Origin of the sequence: Bradyrhizobium sp. BR13661 (genome assembly GCF_029892425.1) — a bacterium.
In the GTDB taxonomy this organism is placed as follows: domain Bacteria; phylum Pseudomonadota; class Alphaproteobacteria; order Rhizobiales; family Xanthobacteraceae; genus Bradyrhizobium.
This window is the reverse complement of sequence record NZ_JARXWB010000002.1, coordinates 339,243-358,593: the sequence shown is the minus strand read 5'-3', so window position 1 is coordinate 358,593 and position 19,351 is coordinate 339,243. Positions and strand designations below refer to the sequence as shown.

At 63.1% G+C, this 19,351-nt stretch carries 3 protein-coding genes; 1 reads left to right on the top strand and 2 read right to left on the bottom strand.

The features are described 5' to 3' along the window. The first annotated feature begins 72 nt into the window (after nucleotides 1-72). Entirely contained in the window at nucleotides 73-1,668 is a 1,596-nt protein-coding gene (locus tag M2427_RS04775; protein ID WP_280705034.1) for an ABC transporter substrate-binding protein, read from the top strand. A 195-nt stretch (nucleotides 1,669-1,863) separates the two neighbouring features. On the opposite strand, the gene M2427_RS04770 is transcribed toward M2427_RS04775, so the two are convergent. Together M2427_RS04770 and M2427_RS04765 are read right to left on the bottom strand one after the other, a co-directional pair. Further along, entirely contained in the window at nucleotides 1,864-4,098 is a 2,235-nt protein-coding gene (locus M2427_RS04770) for an adenylate/guanylate cyclase domain-containing protein (protein WP_280705033.1), read from the bottom strand. Between the two features lie 83 nt (nucleotides 4,099-4,181). After that, complete coding sequence (locus M2427_RS04765) at nucleotides 4,182-18,944, bottom strand: VCBS domain-containing protein (RefSeq protein WP_280705032.1); 14,763 nt, start codon at nucleotides 18,942-18,944, stop codon at nucleotides 4,182-4,184. Between the last annotated feature and the right edge of the window lie 407 nt (nucleotides 18,945-19,351).

Here is a 19,351-nt window from a genome sequence, read left to right as displayed (position 1 = left end):
AGGCGCCGCGCTGCCTATTCTGGCATCAAGATTGCAGGTTTGGCCCCAACGTCTTCCTGGGAGCTTTGGGCCATGCGTATTCGTCTATCGACCTGTCTCGCCGTACTTGCGCTGGGACTATCCGCAATCTCGGCGCGCGCTGAAACGGTGGTGCGCTACGGCATCTCGATGGCGGATATCCCGCTGACGACGGGCCAGCCCGATCGCGGCGCCGGCGCCTACCAGTTCACGGCCTACACGATCTACGATCCGCTGGTGGCGTGGGAAATGGACGTCGCCGATCGCCCGGGCAAGCTGGTGCCAGGACTTGCCACCGAATGGAAGGTCGACGACACAGACAAGACCAAGTGGCGCTTCACGCTTCGCAAGGGCGTGAAGTTTCACGACGGCAGCGAGTTCAACGCCGATGCGGTGATCTGGAATCTCGACAAGGTGTTGAACGACAAGGCGCCGCAATTCGACAAGCGCCAGAGCGCGCAGGTGAAGACCCGCCTGCCCTCCGTCGCCGGCTACGCCAAGATCGATGATTTCACCGTGGAGATCACGACCAAGACGGTGGACTCCTTCTTCCCGTATCAAATGCTGTGGTTCCTGGTGTCGAGCCCGGCGCAATATGAGAAGCTCGGCAAGGATTGGGACAAGTTCGCGAGCCAGCCTTCCGGCACTGGGCCGTTCAAGCTGACGAAACTGGTGCCGCGCGAGCTCGCCGAGCTCAGCAAGAACCCGGACTATTGGAACGCCAAGCGTATTCCGAAGGTCGACAAGATCGTGCTGGTACCGATGCCGGAGGCGTTGACGCGCACCAATGCGCTGCTCGCAGGGCAAGTCGACCTGATCGAGACGCCGGCGCCCGATGCCGTGCCGCAGCTCAAGGCCGCCGGCATGAAGATCGTCGACAACGTCACGCCGCATGTCTGGAATTATCATCTGAGCGTCCTGCCGGGCTCGCCCTGGACCGACATCCGCCTGCGCAAGGCGCTGAACCTCGCCATCAACCGTGACGAGGTCGTCGGCCTGATGAACGGGCTGGCAAAGCCGGCGAAGGGCCAGGTCGATCCGTCGAGCCCCTGGTTCGGCAAGCCGAGTTTCGAGATCAAGTATGATCTCGCCGCTGCCAAGAAGCTGGTCGAGGAAGCCGGCTATTCAAAAGCAAAGCCGCTGAAGACAACCTTCATCATCGCGCAGGGCGGCACCGGCCAGATGCTGTCGCTGCCGATGAACGAATTCCTGCAGCAGAGTTTCAAGGAGATCGGCATCGACATCGACTTCAAGGTGGTCGAGCTCGAGACGCTCTATACCCATTGGCGCAAGGGCGCCGCCGACGAGATCAACGCCGGCATCACCGCCAACAACATCGCCTATGTCACGTCCGATCCGCTCTACGCCATCGTCCGCTTCTTCGCTTCCGACCAGATCGCGCCTGTCGGCGTCAACTGGGGCGGCTACAAGAACCCCGAGGTCGACGCGCTGATCAACAAGGCCAAGCAGACGTTCGACACGGCCAAGCAGGACGAGCTGATCGCGCAGGCGCATGCATTGATCGTCGACGATGCGGTGCTGGTCTGGGTCGTCCACGATACCAACCCGCATGCGCTGTCGCCGAAAGTGAAGCAGTTCGTGCAGGCGCAGCATTGGTTCCAGGACTTGACGACGATCGGGGTGGAGTGAAGGCGTTGATGCGGCCACGGTGGTGCGTCAAACACGCTGTCGTCCCGGCGTAGGCCGGGACCCATACTCCGCAGCAGACGTTGTTACGCGAGATCTGAGTTAGCAGTCTTCACCAAATTACATCTTGTGGTTATGGGTCCCGGCCTGCGCCGGGACGACACTATTTGTGAGGCGCTAGCTCGCCTCACATGCGCCCTACTTCGTCAGCAGAGCATATGCGCCCGTCCAGCCTTCCGGCGGCGGGTTCACTCTAAACTCCTTGATGCGCGCTTCGTAGAGCTTGAACAGCTTTTCCAGCGTGTCGGCATCCTCGCTGCGGCGGCCGCGCTCGATGGCGTCGAGTGCGCCCTGCCAGTCGCGACCGCGGTAGCAGGAGAGCATCTCGATGGTGACGTTGCGCAGGCGCTGGAACGCCGCCGAATGCATCACGTCCTCGCGGCCGGCGATGGCATAGATCACCTCCGGCTCGGTCTTGCCCTTGACCATGATGAAGTCGAGCTCGAGGATCGCGAACTTGTCCTTGACGGCGAGCGCCGTGCGGGAGCCGACGATGATCGGGAAGCCGTATTCCTTGGTCTGCCCTTCCAGGCGTGAGGCCAGGTTGACGCTGTCGCCGAGCACCGAATAGTTCTTCTTGAGGTCGGAGCCCATGTTGCCGACCACGCCGATGCCGGTGTTGAGGCCGATGCCGACATTGAGCGGAATGTAGACGTGGCCGCCATCGGCGGCCTCCTGCTCGCGCTCCTTGTTGACCACGTCGATCTTCTCGAGCATCTGGATGGCGGCCTCGCAGGCATTGAGCTGGTGCCTGGCATCGTCGAGCGGTGCGTTCCAGAACGCCATGATGGCGTCGCCCATGTATTTGTCGACGTAGCCCTTCTGCTCGATGATCACGTCCGTGAGCGGCGTCAGGAAGCGGTTCATCAGCGTGATCAGGCCTTGCGGATCGTGCTTGTAGCTCTCCGAGATCGTGGTGAAGCCGCGCACGTCGGAGAACATGATCGTCATCTCGCGCTCCTCGCCGCCGAGCACGACCTTCTCCGGCGATTGCGCGAGCTGTTCGACCAGCACGGGCGACATGTATTGCGCGAAGATGCCGCGGATCTGCACGCGCTGACGCTGCTCGCGCACGAAGCTCGAGAAGATGAAGGTGAGGTAGATCGCGGTGGTCGACAGCAACGGATAGGTGAAGTCGATGAGGTAGCGGTACTGCGCGTAATAGAACCAGGACGTGCCGACCAGGACCGCGGCAAACATCGCGCCGGCCAGCACCAGCCGGACCGGGCCGAGATTCGGCGTGAAGATGATGACGAGGATGCCGATGATGAGCGCGGCGATCAATTCGACGCCGAGCGCGTAGTTCGGCTGCGAGATGACGGCGCGGCTCAGCACACTTTCGAGCACCTGGGCATGGATCTCGACGCCGGGCATGGTCGAGGACACCGGCGTGGTCTTGATGTCGTTCAGTCCGGCCGCGGATGTGCCGATCAACACCAGCTTGCCGTTGATCTTGGTCGGCGAGACGGTGTTGTCGAGCACGTCGGCCGCCGAGACGTAAATCGAGGGATCTTGCCTGGCGTAGTGCACCCAGAGCTGGCCGTTCTTGTCGGTCGGAATCTCGAAGCCCTTGAGGCGGATGGCGCGGATGCCGGTCTTGTCGGTGCGGACCAGCAGCGTCGGTGTTCCCGTGATCACCCGCAGGATCTCCAGGCTGAGCGAGGGCATGATCATGTTGCCCTGGGTGCGCATGATCATCGGCACGCGGCGGATCAGGCCGTCACGCTCGGTCTTGATCGAGAACAGGCCACGGCCGGCGGCGACCTTCTCGATGACGGGCACGTTGCGGAGCAGGCCGGGGAATTCGAACAGGAATTTCTCGGCATTCTCCTCGCCGACGGTCGCGACGCCGGTGAAGGGCAGCGTCTTGTCGAGCTCGGACTCGACCGCCGGCAGGCCGGTCTCGCCGAGGACGACGTGCGAGCGCCTGATCGCGTCGGAAAGAATCTGGTCGTTGCTCGGCAGCTCGCGCAGCCTGGCGCGGGTGGCGTCGTCGAGATAGCGCATCTGGCCGGCGACCAGATCCGGATTGAGCCGATCGGGCTCCGAGAACACGACGTCGAAGCCGATCGCAACCGCACCGTTATTGGTGAGGTTGCCGATCATGTCCGCGATCCGCGTGCGCGGCCACGGCCATTGGCCGAACTTGGCGAGGCTCTTGTCGTCGATGTCGATGATGGTGACCGGCCGCACCGTTTTTTGACGGGGATCAATCAGCTGGAAGATGTCGAAGGTGCGCAGCCGCAGCTCCTGCACCGGCGGCGGATCCCAGACGCGCAAGGCCGCAAACACGACCAGCAACCCAAGGCACAGCAGCCGCGCAAAGCCGAACTTTCGCGCAAACCACCGGCGCAGGATCTTGAGACGTTTCATTCCCGCTCGATATCACGCCACGTGCGGATCAGCACAGATTTGTTTGGACGACAGATCAAGTCACCGACGCTCCGGAACGGCGATCAGGCGCCTCCCGCCGGCAGGATGAAGTCGTGGGCGTGCAAGCCGCCGACCGACGCGTTCTTGAGCAGAATAGTGTCCTTGCCGTCATGATTGAGGTCGATCAGCAGATCGGAGCCGCTATTGACTGCAGCGACGTGGGCGCCATACCAGGCGTTGAAGCTGCCGGGATCGTTCACGTCGAACGCGGCAACGTCCAGCCGGAGATGATCCTGGCCCGAGACGAAATCGCCAATGGTGTCGTGACCGATCCCGCCGACGGTCTTGAACACGAAAGTATCCTGGCCGCCATTGCCCATGAAGAGATTGTCGTGGCTGTCGCCGGTGAGGATGTCGTTGAAATGCGACCCGGAGAGATTGGCGATGTTCGTGAGCGTATCGACGCCGGCACCCTTGGTGTCCTGTGCAACCGTGATCGACAGATCGACGGTGACGCCGGCAGCTGCGTGCTCATAGCTCGCAGTGTCGCTCTGGCCCGCCTGTCCGATCAGATTGTTGTGGCCGAGTCCGCCCTCCAGCACGCTGGCGCCGTTGCCGGTCAGGGTGTCGTCGTGGTCCGAACCGCGCAGGGCCTGGATGTTGACCAGCGTGTCGATGCCCGCCCCGATCGTATCTTGCGGCCCGACCGCGGCCAGGCTGACGGTGACGCCGGTGCTGGCGTGCGCGTAGCTCGCGGTGTTGAAGCCGGCGCCGCCGTCGATGACATCGTTGCCGCCGCCGCCTTCGAGCACGTTGTCGTTGCCGTCGCCGGTCAGCGTATCGCCGAAGGATGAACCGCGGAGATTCTCGATCGAAATGAACACGTCGCCTGCAGCACTGCCGGCAGTCGCACCCGTCAGCAGGTTGACGGACACCGCGCCCGGCGCGTTGGAGTAGTCGACGGTGTCCTGACCATGATCAAGCGGGCCGGACGGACCGGAGAGACCATTGAACACATCGGCATTGTTGCCGCCGACGAACGTATCGGCGCCGAGGTGCTGGCGGCCGAACTCGTCGTAAGCTCCGACACTGCCCACATAGCTGTAGATGGCCGAGCCGAAAATGTTGTCGAGCGCGAGCTTTCCGGTCGCATGCGTGGACGGATCGAGACTGCCATATTGCCCGAGCGCGGCGAAGAAGTTGGTGGCGTTGATGCTCCAGCCGTTCGAATTCACCAGGACATGGTCCTGTGTGGTCTGGGCGGGATCTGTCCCGTTCAAGATGTCGATCTCGGTGATCGTCCCGCCGGTCACCTTATGGGTGGTCGAATCGTAGTTGAACGAGGACCCGATCAGCTCGAAGGTTATGCCTCTGGCACTGTCGACGGCAAAGATGTGGTCTATCGTGTTCGCGGCAGTGGCCAGCGTGCTCACGGACATATCGGTGTAGAGCGTGCTGAAATCGTAGCCGTCGGGCGTCTGCACGGTGACTGCAACCGAGTCATGAGTCGCCGAATGCAGGATGAAGTCACTGGCCTTGAGGCTGGCCTTCGAGACGCCGAGCAGCACGAGCTCAGTCGTGTCGTCACCACCGAATGTGATGGTGGTTTTGAGCGTCGGCCCGGATCCGGTCTCGAGGGCATTGGCGAGTATCTGACTGAAGCTCGTCAGATTCGTCAGCGACCGCAGGTCGATGCGGTCGCCTTCGCCGGAGTTGAAGTCGGTGATCGTATCGATGCCGCCGGTGCCGGTACCGTGGCCGGTGCTGCCATTGCCGAACCGGTCGTAGACGAAGATGTCCGCGCCCGTGCCGCCGGTCAGCGTGTCATTGCCCGCCATGCCGCGCAGAACGTCGTTGCCGCCGCGACCTTCGAGCACGTTATTGCCGCCGTTGCCGACGATGATGTCGTTGAATTCCGAACCGCGGACCGCGTTCACACCGCCCGTGAAGTGATCGTGCCCGACCGAAGAGTCGCCATAGGCGTCCCCCGAGCCCGAGCTGCCGAGCGTGACGGTGACACCGCTGTTGGCGTGAACGTAGGTGACGCGGGTATTGCCGTTGCCGATCACGGTGTCGCTGCCGCCGCCGCCCTCGAACTCGTTGAACGCCGCGCCGCTGCCGTTCGCACCGGCGCTGCCCGCGTTCGTGGACGAGGCGGTAAACCCGGCCGCGTTGTAGGTGTCGTCGTAATTCGTGCCCCAGATCGCCTCGACCGACCTCAGCGTGTCGGTGCCGGTGTCGGAGCCGCCGGACACGGTGCCATCAGCCAAATTGACGAGAATGCCGACACCGTCCACGGCGCCGTCGTATCGCGCGCGATCGAAGCCGCCGCCGCCGTCGATCAGGTCGTTACCGCCCCTTCCCTCGAACTCCTCGGCCGAGCCGGACGGATTGTTGCTGCCGTGGAAAGTATCGGCATAGCTGGAACCGCGAACGGAGAAGACGCCGGTAAAGGTATCGGTTCCGGTCGACATGTCTCCGGTCGCAGTGCCCGAACCGCCGCTCGAGCTGCTGGTCCAGCTGTCGGCATGGAAGGTGACAGTGACACCGGACGTCGCGTGCGCATAGGATATGCGCGTCACGCCGTTTCCGGTGATCGTATCGTCACCACCACGTCCCTCGAACTCGTTGAACATACCGGCCGTGTTCGCCGTGATGATGCTGCCGGCGTTGTCGCTGGTAGAGCTAAACCCTCTCGCATCGAAGACGTCGTTGAAGTTGGTACCCGTCACCAGCTCGATCGACTTCAGAGTATCCCTTCCGACCGACGCATCGCCGGTGACGATGCCGGCCGCGAGATGGACGTCGATCGGTCCGGTTGCATTGCCATAGTTGGCGCGATCATAACCGTAGCTGCCGTCGAGGCTGTCGTCGCCACCGTTGCCGGTGAAGACGTCGTTCAACGCATTGGCCCCGACGTTGTCCGCCCCGGCATTGCCGATGACGTTGAACGCCCAGGACTTGGTCAAAGCGTCCATCAAGCTCTTGTCACCATGCGCCTGGGCTGCGGTGCCATTCATCCAGTCGGTCGCGGAGACATAGAGCGTCAGCGTGAGAAGCGGTGCTGACGTGTCATGGGTCAGCTCCTCGATTGAGGTAATCGTACCGCCGGTGAGGTGGAGATCATCCCCCGTGCCGGCAAAGGCGAGACCCACCCCCTTGACGATGAAGTCGCGATTGGCTGCGAGGTTCGCGACCGTGAACGTGGTGGGCGGATGGGATTCCTGAATCCGCCCGGCTCCGAAGGTCCCAATCGGATCGTCCTGATCGAAGTCGAACCCGGCTCCCGTCTTGATTGCAATCTGCGCGTCCACGATGTTGACGCCGACCGTCGCGGTCGGCGTGACTGGCCGCGCGATGCCGTCGGACAAGGTGACCGTGAAGTTCGCTCCGCCGACATAGGTGGGGTCGTCGGCCACGAAGACCACGTGTCCGTTGTCGATATCGGCCTGGGTGAAGCTGGTAATGGCCGGACCGTCCAGCGCGTTCGCCAGATGACCGTGGTTCGCGTGGGTCACCGTGTAGACGAGATGGTCTGCGGTCGTGCCGGGATCGATAGCCAGCAGATCCGCTGCCGCCCCGGCACCGAGCCCGGTCAACTTCACGGAATTGCCCTTGACCACTGCGGTGGCGAGGTCGCCGGTGATCTCGGGGCCCGCGATGAAATCAGTGGCGTGCAGATCGCCCACCTTCACGTGCTTCAGCAGAATCGAATCGTCTGCCGAGAGATGAATGAGGACGTCAGAACCGACGGTTTCAAACACGCCGGGAGTTGCTTTCCAGGTGTCGAGGTTGGCCTCGCTAAAGGAGCCGTTTCCGCCGAGCGGAATACCCGCAAAGCCGTTGAGCGCGATCTTGTCGGTTCCCGGCGTGAAATCGAGGATGGTGTCGTGCCCCGAGCCGGGCGCGAAGACGAACGTGTCCGCTCCGTCGAGCCCGATCAGGAGATCGTCGCCACCCAAGCCGTCGATGGTGTCGTTGCCGGCAGTCCCGTACAACGCATTGCTGCCATCCGTAGCAACGTTCGTCGTCGTGAGATACGTGACCTGGACGTGGTCTCCAGCCGCGATGGTGCCGATCGCATCGGTCAGGGAGATCGCAACATCGGCCAACGATCCGTTCGGATCGATGGGATTGTCGTAGGCGTAGAAATCATACGGATCGGTATTGGTGAAGCCGAACACGGATCCGCGCCAGGTGTCATCGAGACCAACGAGAGCGACGTCGACGCCGGAGTAAGGACCGGTCGCGGAAACGATCGCCAGATGGTGCAGCGTATCCGGATTCTGCACCACGTCATTGTAAGTGCTGAACGTTCCGCGATTGATATCCTGATCCGGATCGAACGTGCGCATGAACCTGACATCGGTCAGGTCGGAGGCGCTGCCGTTCTTGATGTCGACCGTGGTGGTGAAGAAATTGGCGTCGGCACCCAGCGAGACAGCCTGAGTCAGTGTGACGCCGTTGGCCGCGTCGAGCTTGGTCGTGACCATCGAGCCGGTGGCGGTCGAGGAGAAGACGGAGCTGATTGGAGTGAAGTCGTGCCAGCCTTCCATGGGGTCGGCGTTCAGCACGGTGGTGCTGCGCCCCTGGACATAGCCGAGCACGATGCGGTCTTCCGGCGTGCCAGGCGTTGTGACGTTGTTGGCCCCCGGGAAGACGAAGCCGCTGGTTGCCCCGTATGGGGAAACCAGGATGCTGACGCCCGCCGTTGAGGTCAGCGTGTGGTCGGCCAGCGCCGGCGTGAAATTGATGTTGGCCTCGACCGTCGACCCATCGAGGATTCCGTCATTGGCGGTCACCGAGAAGGTGGGAGCCGAAGCATCGCCATCATCCACGAAATGCACGCGACCGGCGCCGACGTCATCCGACGTGAAGGAATCCGCGACATCGGACTTTCCGTCGTGGTCCAGCACGAAGTAGCCGTGGGTCACGTTCGACACGGTGTAGGTGACGAAGCCGTTCGGACCGTCGGGGTCGGCATAGTTCAGGTCGGCGGTCGACAAGGTGGTGGTGCCGCCTTGCGACACGGCGAGGCTGGCTTGCGTGACAACCGGCGCATCGTTCGCGCCGGTAACGTCCACGGTGAACGTCGCGGTGCCGGTGGCACCGTTCGCATCGGTGGTCTGCACCGTGAACGTATCGGCATAGGACCCCGCCGACAGCGCATTGATCGCCGCAGCGTCGGGCAGGTAGTCGTAGCTGCCGTCGGAATGGACTGTCAGCGAGCCATAGTGGCCCGCGACCGTCGTCGTCGCATTGCTCTCGGCATCCAGCACGGCATAGGTCAGCGTTGCCGTCTCGCCGGTGTCGGCGTCGGTCCCGACCAGCTGGCCGGTGAGGTCCGAGAAGGTGTCGGCCGCGGCCGTATCCACCAGCGGCCCTGTGGTCACCGCAGCCACTGTCGGCGCATCGTTCGCCCCGGTAACGTCCACGGTGAACGTCGCGGTGCCGGTGGCACCGTGCGCATCCGTGGTCTGCACCGTGAACGTGTCGGTGTAGGAGCCCGCCGGCAGCGCATTGATCGCGTTGGCATCGGGCGTGTAGTCGTAGGTGCCGTTGGCGTTGACCGTGAGCGAACCGTAGTGGCCCGCGACCGTCGTCGTCGCGTTGCTCTCGGCATCCAGCACGGCATAGGTCAGCGTCGCCGTCTCGCCGGTGTCGGCGTCATGCCCGACCAGCTGGCCGGTGAGGTCCGAGAAGGTGTCGGCCGCGGCCGTATCCACCAGCGGCCCCGTGGTCACCGCAGCCACTGTCGGCGCATCGTTCGCCCCGGTAACGTCCACGGTGAACGTCGCGGTGCCGGTGGCACCGTGCGCATCCGTGGTCTGCACCGTGAACGTATCGGCATAGGAGCCCGCCGACAGCGCATTGATCGCGTTGGCATCGGGCGTGTAGTCGTAGGTGCCGTTGGCGTTGACCGTGAGCGAACCGTAGTGGCCCGCGACCGTCGTCGTCGCGTTGCTCTCGGCATCCAGCACGGCATAGGTCAGCGTCGCCGTCTCGCCGGTGTCGGCGTCATGCCCGACCAGCTTGCCGGTGAGGTCCGAGAAGGTGTCGGCCGCGGCCGTATCCACCAGCGGCCCCGTGGTCACCGCAGCCACTGTCGGCGCGTCGTTCGCGCCGGTAACGTCCACGGTGAACGTCGCGGTGCCGGTGGCACCGTGCGCATCGGTGGTCTGCACCGTGAACGTGTCGGTGTAGGAGCCCGCCGACAGCGCGTTGATCGCGTTGGCATCGGGTGTGTAGTCGTAGGTGCCATTGGCGTTGACCGTCAGCGAGCCGTAGTGGCCCGCGACCGTCGTCGTTGCGTTGCTCTCGGCATCGAGCACGGCATAGGTCAGTGTTGCCGTCTCGCCGGTGTCGGCATCGGTCCCGACCAGCTGGCCGGTGAGGTCCGAGAAGGTGTCGGCCGCGGCCGTATCCAACAGCGGCCCCGTGGTCACTGCAGCCAGTGTCGGCGCATCGTTCGCGCCCGAAATCGTGACGGTGACCTGCGCCGTGTCGGTACCGCCGCGGTGGTCGTCGAGCGTGATGGTGGAGACCACCGTCGCGGTCTGGCCCTGCCCGAGGAAATCAAGGGAGCTGTCGGCGATCGAATAGCTCCAGCCGATGGTGCCGTTGTTCTTGTTGCCGGTCTGCTGCAGCGTCAGCGCGTGTTCGAGCGCGGAGATCTCGTCCGGCGTCAACGTCAGAGCCGTGGTGTGGTCGGCGGCGAGCCAAGTCACGTCCTGGTGGGTGATCTTCGCGGTCGGCCGCTCGGTCAGATCGATGTCGGTGAAATCGATGGTGCCGGTGCCGCCCGACGCCGGGTCTGTTGTGCCGTCGCCGGTTTTGTTATCAAGTTCGGCGAAGCTCACGCTCGGCGACGTCTCGGCGGCATTAAAGGCCGGAGCGTCGTCGGCGGCATTGAGCGTGATCAGCGTGCCGCCATGGCCGTCGCTGCTGCCGGCGAAATGCGCGTGGCTGTAGTCCTCACCGGTGAGCTTCACCGTGACGCTGTGGCCGTAGGCATCGCTGACGACGAGATCGCCGGTCTCGGAATCGTAGGTCGCGGAGGTACCGCCGTCGAACTTGATGGTCGACAGGTCGAGCTTGTCGGTGGAAGCAAAGCCTGCGATCGACCCGCCAAAGCTCGACGTGTCGATCCGGAGCTCGGCGCCGCCGCCGTTGAAGGTGATCGTCTGCGACACCGCGGCGTCGACATCGAGCGTCGCATTGGCATCGATGGTGACCGAGCCGGATCCGGATAGCGAACCGAACAGAGACAGGATCCCGTCGGTATGGATCTCGATCGTGTTGGTATTGGTGATATTGCCCGTGATCGAGCTGGTCCCCCAGCTCTCGATCTCGCCGGAATTGGTGATGCCAATGATCGCCCCGCTCGCACCCAAGACCGAAGCGCCGTCGTGGAGATCGATTTCGCCGGCATTGTCGATGTTGGACAAATTGCCGAACACGCTGGTGCCGGAAATGGTCCAGGTGCCGCCCAACTCGTTGTTGAAGGTCGCGGTGGCAACCGAGATGTTGCCGTTGATGTGACCGGTGTTGTTGATGGTGATGGCGCCGCCGGCCTCGAAGATGGCGTAAGTCGTCGCGACGACGGTCGATGCATCATCGGGCCCGATCGTGCCGGAATTGTCGATCAGAACCGTGGCCAAACTGCCGGCATTCACGGCGATCGCCGGCAAGCCGCTCGCGCCGGTAACATGTCCGTCCGCATCGTTGGTGATGTGAACCTGGCCCGTCGCGTTAAGCGCTTGGGTCACGCCGATGCCGACGCCACTCGTGCCGGTGATGTGACCGTCATTGGCGATGGTGATGTTGCCGGCGCCATAGCCGGAAGCCGTGAGGCCGCTTGCACCGGTGGCGGAGCCGTCATTGGTGACGTTGATGTCACCGCCGCCGAGATCGAACACGTTGATCGCAGTGCCTGCGGCCGCGATCGAGGAATCCGCGCCGGTCGTCACCGTAACCGTGCCAACGCCGGCAGTGAAAGCCGCAATGCCTGAGCCCGCATCGGTGGTGATAGTGGCATGGCTCTCGACCGTGACGTCGCCATGAACCGCGCCGTTGAAGCCGCTGCCACCGCCGGTATAACCGGCCATGATGCCGGCCGGCGCATGGTTGCTGTTCGTGTTGGTCGGGCCGGAGTGGATGGTTCCGCGAGCACTGACGAAGATCGTGCTGTGTACGTCGCCGCCAATCGCGGTCGCCTCGTTGACGGCGTCAATACCCACGCTGCCCGACTTGAGCACGTCGCCATCCGACATCACGACGCTGATGTTGCCGGCATTGAGGCTGTACGCATCAATGCCGTAGCCTGACGTTCCCGTGACCTGAGCATTGGCACCGACGTTGACGCTCACATCGCCCGTACCGCCGCCGACTGCCGACGCCTTGATGCCCGCCACCGCGCCGGTCACAGCGGTGCCCGCGCCGTCATTCACCGTCACATCGCCATTGCCGTAGTTGTAGGCATGGATGCCATGGCCGCCAGAGGTGATGTTGGCGTGATTGTTGATGACGACGCTGCCGTTCACATCCGTGTTGGCTGCCGAACCAGTGATCGCTCCATTGTAGCCGGCCTGGATACCGGCTGGCGTATTGCCGCTCTGGTTCAGGCTGCTACCGGAGTTGATGGTGCCGTAAGCATTGACGGTGATGGTGCTGCCGTCAGATTTGTCGATCGAGGTCGCGCGATTAACGGCGACAATGCCGGAGCTGCCCGAGGTCACGACGCTCCCCGCCTCGGTCGTGACCGTTATGTCGCCGCTGCCATAGCTGCGCGCCCGGATGGCGTAGGTCGAGCTGCCGGTGATGTTGCTGCCGGCGTCGATAGTCACATCACCATTGCCGTGGGTCGTCGCATCGATGCCGAAGGCGCCGCCGACCGCGCCACCGAGCTGGGTGATCGAAATGTCGCCGGCGTTGGCGGCATTCAGGTTCTCGACGAGAATGCCTTCCGAATTTGCGCCTGTTCCGGTCGCAATGCCCGTGACATTGTCGATCGTGATGGCGCCAACGCCGGTTGCGCTGTCGCGCAGCGTGATGCCGTTGCCGGCAAGGCCGGTGATGTTCCCGGTCATCGTCAGCACGATGTTGGCGGGCTTGATCGATGTGCCACCCGACGCGGTGAAGTCGAGTCCGTCGCCGCTCGATGCCGTGATGTCGGCCGCGCCGGTCACGGTAAACGTACCGCCCTTCGACGACTGCCCCGTGATGGTGCCGGTAAAGCTCTGGCCCACGACCTTGTCGAGCTGCAGCGTATCGGCGCCGCCCGCGAAGGTAACCGTCTGCGCGGTTGCTCCCGCGAGCTCCAGCGTTGCGCCGTCATCGATGACCAGCGCGCCGGCGCCCGCAAGACCGCCGGAGAGGTTCAGTGTCCCCGCCTGCACCTCGATCGTGCCGGTGCTGGTGATAGCGGCCGAGATCGTGTTCAGACCGGAAACGCCGTAGAGATTGCCGGAGTTGCTGAGGCTGCCGCCATTGATCGAAGCCGCCGTCAGATAGAGCTTCGAGGTGCCATCGACCGTGACTGTACCGCCGTCATTGGTCACGCCGAGTTTCGACAGCTTCAGAATGCCGCCATCAATCGCCTTGATATCGGCGGTGTTGACGATCTGCTCGCCGGAGATGTCGAGTTCACCGCCTTTGGCCTGGAGCAGCTGGTGGTTGGTGAGGGTATGGATGACGACGGGATCGATCGTCAGCGCGCCGTTGGTGACCGTGATCGTGCCGGTGTTGGTGATGTCTGCGCTGGTGATGGCGCTCGTGCCGGTGGATTCCAGCGTGCCCGAAATCGTCAGCGTGCCGCCGTCGACGGTTGCGCCGGAAAGATCGAGCGTCGAGCCCGACTCGATCGACACCGCGCCGCCGCTGTTGGTCACCTTCGTCGAGATCAGCTTCAGCGTGCCGTCGTTGATCGCAGCCATCGTGCCGTTGTTGGTGACGGCCTCGGTGTTGATGTCGAGCTCGGCATTGTTGGCGCGGATCGTGCCGCCGTCATTGGTGATCACCGGGGTGGACGTCGTCGCCACCAATGTCAGCAGCCCGCCGAGCGTCGACTCCAGCAGATAGAGGTTGGAGATGTTGGCGTCGGTAATCGTGGTGATGCCTGATGAGGTGAGCGTCCCGGCGATGGCGAGCGCGCCGCCTGTCAGGCTGGCACCGGCGAGCGTCAGCTTCTTGTCGGCTTCGACCTTGACGGTGCCGCTATTGGTGATCTTGCTCGCCGACACCGTCGCATCGCCGAATGTCAGCGTAACGTCGCTCACAACAGTCACAGCGCCGTTGTTCAGCGTCGCGCTGCTGTCGATCGTGCTGTCACCCGTGACGCTGATCGTGCCGCCCGACAGGCCGCTGTAGATATTGATGGTGCCGCCTGATATCTCGGTGCCCGACAGCGTCAGGATCTTGCCGTCATCGACCTGCACCGCGCCGACGTTGGCGACGACGTCGTTGAGCAGCGTCGCAGGACCGGCGATCTCCAGTGTACCGTTGTTGGTGACCACACCCTTGACGACTGCCGAAGTGCCCTGGATCTTGGCACCGCCCTTTAGTGTCACGGTAGCGTCGAGCTCGACACTGCCCTTGTCGGTGATGGTCGCGCCGTCGACCGTCATTGCATCGAGCATCAAAGCCTGGAGGCTCTCGACCGTGACGAAGCTGGTGCTCAGCGTCGCCCCGCCGTCAATCGCGCTGCCGCCCGTGATATCGATCGTCCCGGCGCCTGCGATCGAGCCGCCGCTGATCTCCGTGCCCGACAGCGTCAGCGTCTGGCCGACGTCGACCGTCACCGTGCCATGATTGGTCACGATGTCGTCGAGCAGCGTTGCGGGACCCTCGATCTTGAGCGTGCCGTTGTTGATGATCGGGCCACTTCCGCCAAAGGAGGCATTTTCGGAGAACTGGACCGGGCCGATGGCAAAATCGTTCGGCGAATATGTCGCGCTGGTCAGCAAGAATTTGACCATAGCGACGTCAGCGCTGCTGCTGACGAAGTCGATGAAGATCGCCGAACCGTCGCCGCTGGACGTGCTAACGCCGTCTGCACTGACCGTGCCGATCACGTTGCCGCCGAGATCATAGGCGATGATCTCGGCGGTAAAGCCGCCGAAATAGTCGGCCTGGATCTGCGCGCCCGCCGATGAGACCGGCGCCGCGAATTTGATCGTAATGTCGGGCCCGGCCCCACTATCCCACAGCAGATGGGTGCCAGTCGCGAAATTCCCGGCCCAGCCCGAACCTTGATCACGCAGCTGGAAGACGCCGCCGGCGGAGGAGACCGTGCCGCCTCGGCCGTCGGTCGCGACGACCTGTTGCGGACTGCCGAGGACCGTGAATGACGTGCCGAGCTGCCCCCAGTTGAATTCCACCGTGGCAGGGCTTCCACCCTTCGGGGCGAAGACGCTCGAACCACCCTTGATCACCGCACCGCCGGTGAGCTTCACGGTGCCGTCGACTGTAATGCTGCCCTTATCCGAGATCGTCGTGCCATCGACCGTGGCGGTATCGAGCGTCAGGGTGGTGCCCGCCTCGACCGTCACCGCGCTCGTGCTCAGCGTCGCGCCGCCATCGATCTTGCTGTTACCGGTGACGTCGATCGTGCCGGTGCCGTTGATGGCGCCGCTGGATATCTCCGTGCCTGACAATGTCAGCGTCTGGCCGCCGTCGACCTTGACCGTGCCGTTGTTGGTCACGACGTCATTGAGCAGCGTCGCAGGACCGGCGACTTCAAGAGTGCCGTTGTTGGTAACCGGGCCACCCTTGATCTCGGCGCCGTCCTGGAGCTTGACGGTGTTGTCGAGCTCGATGCTGGCATTGTCGGTAATCGTCGAACCCGACACCGTGACACCGTCCAGCGTCAGCTTGGCGTCGGCGGTCACCGTCGCGACGCTCAATGTGGCGCCGCTATCGATGGTGCTGTCGCCGGTGACGTCGATCGTGCCGGTGCCCTTGACGGCGCCGCCATTGATCGTGGCGTCGTTCAGGATCATCTCCGCATGGGCGTCAACAATGAGGTTGCCCGAATTGTTGATGATCGAGCCTTTGTCGACCGTCAGCGTTGCATCCGCAAAGACTTCGATCTTGCCGAGAGACGAATTGCTGACGGTCTCGTTCGCAAACTCGACCGCACCCTCGACGTTGACCGCGCCGGAATTGTTCAGCGTGCCGTTCTCGATCAGGCTGGTGCCGTCGAGCTCCAGAGTGCCGAGAATGGCGAGGGTGCCGCCGTCGATCGTCACGGCGTCGGCAACCAGCGTCGCGACGGAATCGACCTGCACGGTACCGCCGGCATTGGCAATGCCGGTGTCCAGCGTCAGCGTGCCGCCTGACAGCTCGATCAAACCGGAATTGGCGATGGTGGTCAGGGTGTCGATCTTGCCGCCTGCGGCCAGCGTGAGCGTGCCCGCATTGTTGATTGCACTGGTGTTGGTGACGACCTGGCCGGATTTCCTGGTGATCGTCTCGACATCGATCGCGCCACCGACGGAGATTTGCCCACCGGCGAGGTTTGTCAGCTTCGCATCGGCATTGAGCGTAAGCGTGCCAGAAATCGTCAACGTGCTCTTGTTGATCACCTCCGGCGCCGTATGGTGCACCGTGGTGTCATAATCGTCCATCGTCAGCGAATTGGCATAGGCTGCCGCATCGATCGTGACCGGATAGGACGGTGTGAGACCGTGCAGCTGATCGGTGATGACGATGACGTCGTCGCTGCTGGTCGGGACCGTGCCGGTTTCCCAGTTCGCGGCGTCCTTCCAGAAACCGCCCGAGGGCTGGTTCGTCGCGATCCAAACCACCGCCGGGGCATCGGTGCCCGTGATCGTGACGGTGATGGTCTGCGTCGAGGTCGCATTGTGCTCGTCCGCAACCGTAACGGTGTAGACCAGCGTCAGCACTTCGCCCTTGGGGATGAAGTCGGCGAGGTAGACGGGCAGATCGGCCAGCGACCAGCTAATCGTGCCGGTCCCGCTGCCGGTTGCGTCGGCACCATTTGCGATCGCGACCGACATCGCCTTTTCAAATGCAGCAAGCGGGGTCGGCGGCACAACCGTGCCGTCCGGCAGAGTGGCGCTTGTCAACACCACGGACACTGTGTGCGTGTCGGTGAGATCGACATCCGTGAACGTAAGCTTACCCGAGGTCGGCACATCAGTGGTGAGCGGGCCACCCGGCACGCTGGTGCCGCCCGAGAACGTGATGGTCGGGACGCTGGTGGAGATGACCGGCTTGTCGTTGGAGCCCACGATCGTGATGGTGATCGGGAAGGTGTTGGTTTCGGGATTGACCGAGAAATTGTTATCGACGCTGACGAGATAGGTCAGCGTCAGCGATTCGCCTTCAGCCAGGAAATCGAAGACATGGTCCGGGACCGTGTAGGTCCAGGTCGCCGAACCATTGTTGGTGTTGCCGCCGTCGGCAACGACGTTGAGCTTGATCTCGGTCGCCGCGATGTCCTGCTTCTGCAAGGCGGTGAGCGAGCCGGTGACATCGTGCTGGCCGGCGTCCTGATAGACGAAGTTCGGCGCACCGGCGAGGCTGATCGCCACCGTCGGCCGGTCGCCGAGATTGAAATCGAGGAACGTGATCTGGCCGGACACCGAGAGCGGCCCCACGGCCTCGCCGACATGGCCAGCCTTGGTCGAGTGATCCGCGGTCGCGTCCGCATGCTCTTTCAGCGAGAACGACCTCGTGGCATTGCCTTTGGAATCGAGGCTCGCCGCTTGGGGCGCGCCCGGAATCCGGTCGATTCCCCCGCCCGGCGTCCCGCCCGGGGCCGGACCACTCGGCGGGGGGGCAGGTGTGGTGAACTTTGCCTCCGCCTTCGTGCCGTCCGGCGTCGTGATCGTGACGATGTTGCCGGTCTGCGTGATGCTGTCGGTGGAGTTGTTGGTGAGCTTGGTGTTGGTGCCGTTGTCCGTGAACTTCAGCGTGAACACATCGGTGATCAGCTTCTGCACGTCAGGCGACAGCAGCGCGTTGGTGATCGAGACGTTGCCGCCGCTGATCTGGATCATCTGGCCGGCCTGGTTGACCGTCGCGATCGGCAGCAGCGTCAGCTTGTCGAACAGGATGTAGGAGCCGGTGGTGCCGTTCGGCTCGACCAGCACCTGGAAGTTCGCCTGCGGCTGTGGGTCGCCGCCGCCGGAGGGCACGATGAAATTGATCTCGGTCAGCACCGCCGTGCCGCGAATGCCCATGGTGGCGACCGGCGTGTCGATCTTCATATCGCCGTGCTTGGCGGTCTCGCCGGCGACGAAGGTGATGGTGCCCGCGACCAGGCTGAGCAGCGAGGAATTGTTCGACCCGTTGGGGTCGTAGACCATCTCGTTCAGCACCATCCGCGCGTTGGAGGACAGGCCGAACACGGTGCCGTCGATGAAGGTGACGCCGAGCGTCGAGTCCGAACCGGTCGAGACCACGTCGCCCTTCTCGACGTTGTCGCCGTTGTTCAGGATGACCGAGACGCCGTTGCGGATCGCGGTCGCGCTGCCGGTCAGCTTGGTGACATGGCCGATGACCTGCGCCGCAGCCGCGCCGGCCCCGGCCTGCGCGACCTGAACATAACCCGTGAGCGCGCTGACGATATCGCCGGTGAGATGCGCGCCGTCAGGCGAGGCGATCGCCGCGCGCTTGTCGCCCCTAAAATAATCGTGAACGACGAACTCGTGGCCGTCATGCGAGAGCACGAGATCGAGACCCGCGCGCTTGAAGTCGCCGTGAAAGATCAGATTCGGATCTTCGATCACCACCGCGCCCTGCGGCACGTGGCCATGCGCTTTTGCGGTGAAGGAATCGATATGGTCGGAGGCGGGCGAGCGGAGACCCTGGCCATCCAATGAGAGCGCGGCGTCAAATTTGCCAGCGTAATTCAATCGGGCACCGAAAAAGGGTTAATATTTATGAAAGTATCGACCGCTTAAGCTTGCATATCATTACCAAGTCCTTAGCGAAACCATCTATTGCTTGTGTGATTTAGCGTGACTTGGCTGCCGGCGACTATGCCTACAGCGACATCCATAGATAAGCCAAAGTAATTCAGGCCGGATCGGCAAGTATAGCTTTGTGTATTTGAACGCATTTCCCGCCATCCCCTGTATTCAAAAGTATAAATTCGAGAGCAGATACTCGTGTCATCTTCTCTTCGTAGTGCCCCACAACATACTGCGGCAAATACGGAGTTAAATCTGTGACCCAACTAACAGAACCCGTGAAATAGCGGGTCATTAGCCATAGGCGCAGATTC

What these genes read in the sequence shown, in the direction of transcription:
- M2427_RS04770 (WP_280705033.1), bottom strand. Translation starts at nt 4,098, where the DNA reads ATGAAACGTCTCAAGATCCTGCGCCGGTGGTTTGCGCGAAAGTTCGGC.
- M2427_RS04775 (WP_280705034.1), top strand. Translation starts at nt 73, where the DNA reads ATGCGTATTCGTCTATCGACCTGTCTCGCCGTACTTGCGCTGGGACTA.